2 protein-coding genes are annotated in these 1,753 nt (G+C 56.5%); both read right to left on the bottom strand.

The window, feature by feature from the left end; all coding sequences use genetic code 11:
* Positions 1 to 562: aminotransferase class I/II-fold pyridoxal phosphate-dependent enzyme (locus tag V6C07_RS01215; protein WP_333534576.1), on the bottom strand; the 562-nt coding region annotated here is incomplete at its 3' end.
* A gap of 332 nt (positions 563 to 894) precedes the next feature.
* On the bottom strand, positions 895 to 1,335 hold the full coding sequence (locus V6C07_RS01210) for a universal stress protein (protein WP_333534575.1): 441 nt from the start codon (positions 1,333 to 1,335) through the stop codon (positions 895 to 897).
* Positions 1,336 to 1,753: the final 418 nt, after the last annotated feature.

Here is a 1,753-nt window from a genome sequence, read left to right as displayed (position 1 = left end):
TGTCCGCCAGACGGCGGGCCAGTTGGGCCACGGCCTCACGCGGGGGGCAGTACCCCGAGGGATTGTCCGGCGTGGTCACGAACACAAGGCGTGTGTTGCCGTCCACATGTGAGAGCAGCGCATTGAAGTCAAAGGAAAAATCATCGTTAAGGGGCTGTCGCCGCACCTCAACGCCGCCGATGCGTCCCTGAATGGGGTAAATGCTGAAGCATGGCTCAAAACACACAATATTGTGTACACCCGGCTCGGCCATGATGCGGATAAGCAGGTCGATGATCTCGTCCGAGCCGTTGCCCACGACCACGCGGGCAGGCTCAAGGCCGTGCCTGCGGGCCAGCGCTTCCACCAGGCGGGGGTTGCCGCCCTGCGGATAGCGAAAACCCATGTCGGCATGACGGCGCACAGCTTCCACCGCCAGAGGGGGCATACCCAGAGGGTTTTCATTGCTGGCCATTTTGATGACCTGGGCGAGGCCGTATTTTTGCTGGATTTCCGCAATGGACAGGCCGGGAACATAGGCTTTGAGGGCAAGAATTTCCTGCCGCACGCTGATCTGAAACATGCTTTCTCCATTACCGGCTGCGGGACTGACCGGCAACAAGCGTTTGGGGCTGAAGAGCATTGGGGATAATGTGTGAAATCCGGGCAAGACTGCCGCTGTATCCGTTCATGCTTTTTGTGTGCCTTGCTGTCTGGCCTGGGGCTTTTCCGGTAAAAATCCGCCTTTCTGCCTGGCGGATCTTATGGGACCAAAAACAAGGCGGCCCGTATTTCTGTTTCGGGCCGCGCTCCCTGATGGAGACGCGGCCCGGGTGTGACATTCTGCGGCAGGGGTGCGCAGCACTGCCTTTTGTCCACGCCTTCTGCGTGAAGGCGGGTAAAGGCTTGGGCTGCCTAGCTGGGGCGCACTGTCAGCACGGGCATGTCGGCGTTTTTTACCACCTTTTCGGCTACGGAGCCAAAAAGAATGCGGTCAATGCCCTTGCGTCCGTGGGTTCCCATAACAATGACGTCCACTTTTTCCTCATGCGCGTGGGCCAGGATTTCTTCAGCGGCGTAGCCGATGAGAACCTTGCCTGTGGATTCGACCCCGGCGAAATTTTCGGCTACGAAAGATTCCATGGATTTTTCTGCGCCGGACACTATTTCGCCCACAAAGTTCTCAATGGTGTTGGGGGGCACATGAAAGCCCACATACTGGCTCAGCGAAGGCGCGGTATAAACAACTACAACGCTTGCGTTGAATCCTTTTGCAAGCAGAACTGCATATTCGGCCACATCCTTGCTGTGTTCGGAGAGGTCTACCGCACAAAGAATCTTTTTGATTTCCTTCATGGCAAGCTCCTGTTCCCCGTGGGAGGATGCTAGGGTTAGTAAAGGTACAGTTTCCACAACCACGTTTTGCCGCCGTGCGACGGTTTTAGGACTGCTGGTGGTGATCTTTGTGAAATTTTAGGTTTTTTTACAGCAATAGACAAGACATTTCGCAGGGCATATGTTTGGTGTGCGGAAAAAATTTCCTCTTCCCGTGCAGGGGCATGCCGCAAAAACGGCCAGTTACGGCTGAAAGAGCCTTGGCAGTGTTTTTGCATAAAATGCGACAAAATGCGGAACGCCAACCCTGGAGGCGACATGAAGATCAATAACGAACAACTGGCAGCCCTGCTGCGCCAGCAGGAGCAGTCCGCCGGTGCGGCCCACAGGCCCGCCGGGCAGGGAGCCGGTTTTGGAGCCGCTCTGGCCGAACAGCTCG

It is taken from the genome of Desulfovibrio sp. 1214_IL3152, from assembly GCF_036763055.1.
Lineage (GTDB): Bacteria > Desulfobacterota > Desulfovibrionia > Desulfovibrionales > Desulfovibrionaceae > Desulfovibrio.
Note: the sequence above shows the minus strand (reverse complement) of the source record. Positions and strands in the feature narration are given on the sequence as shown.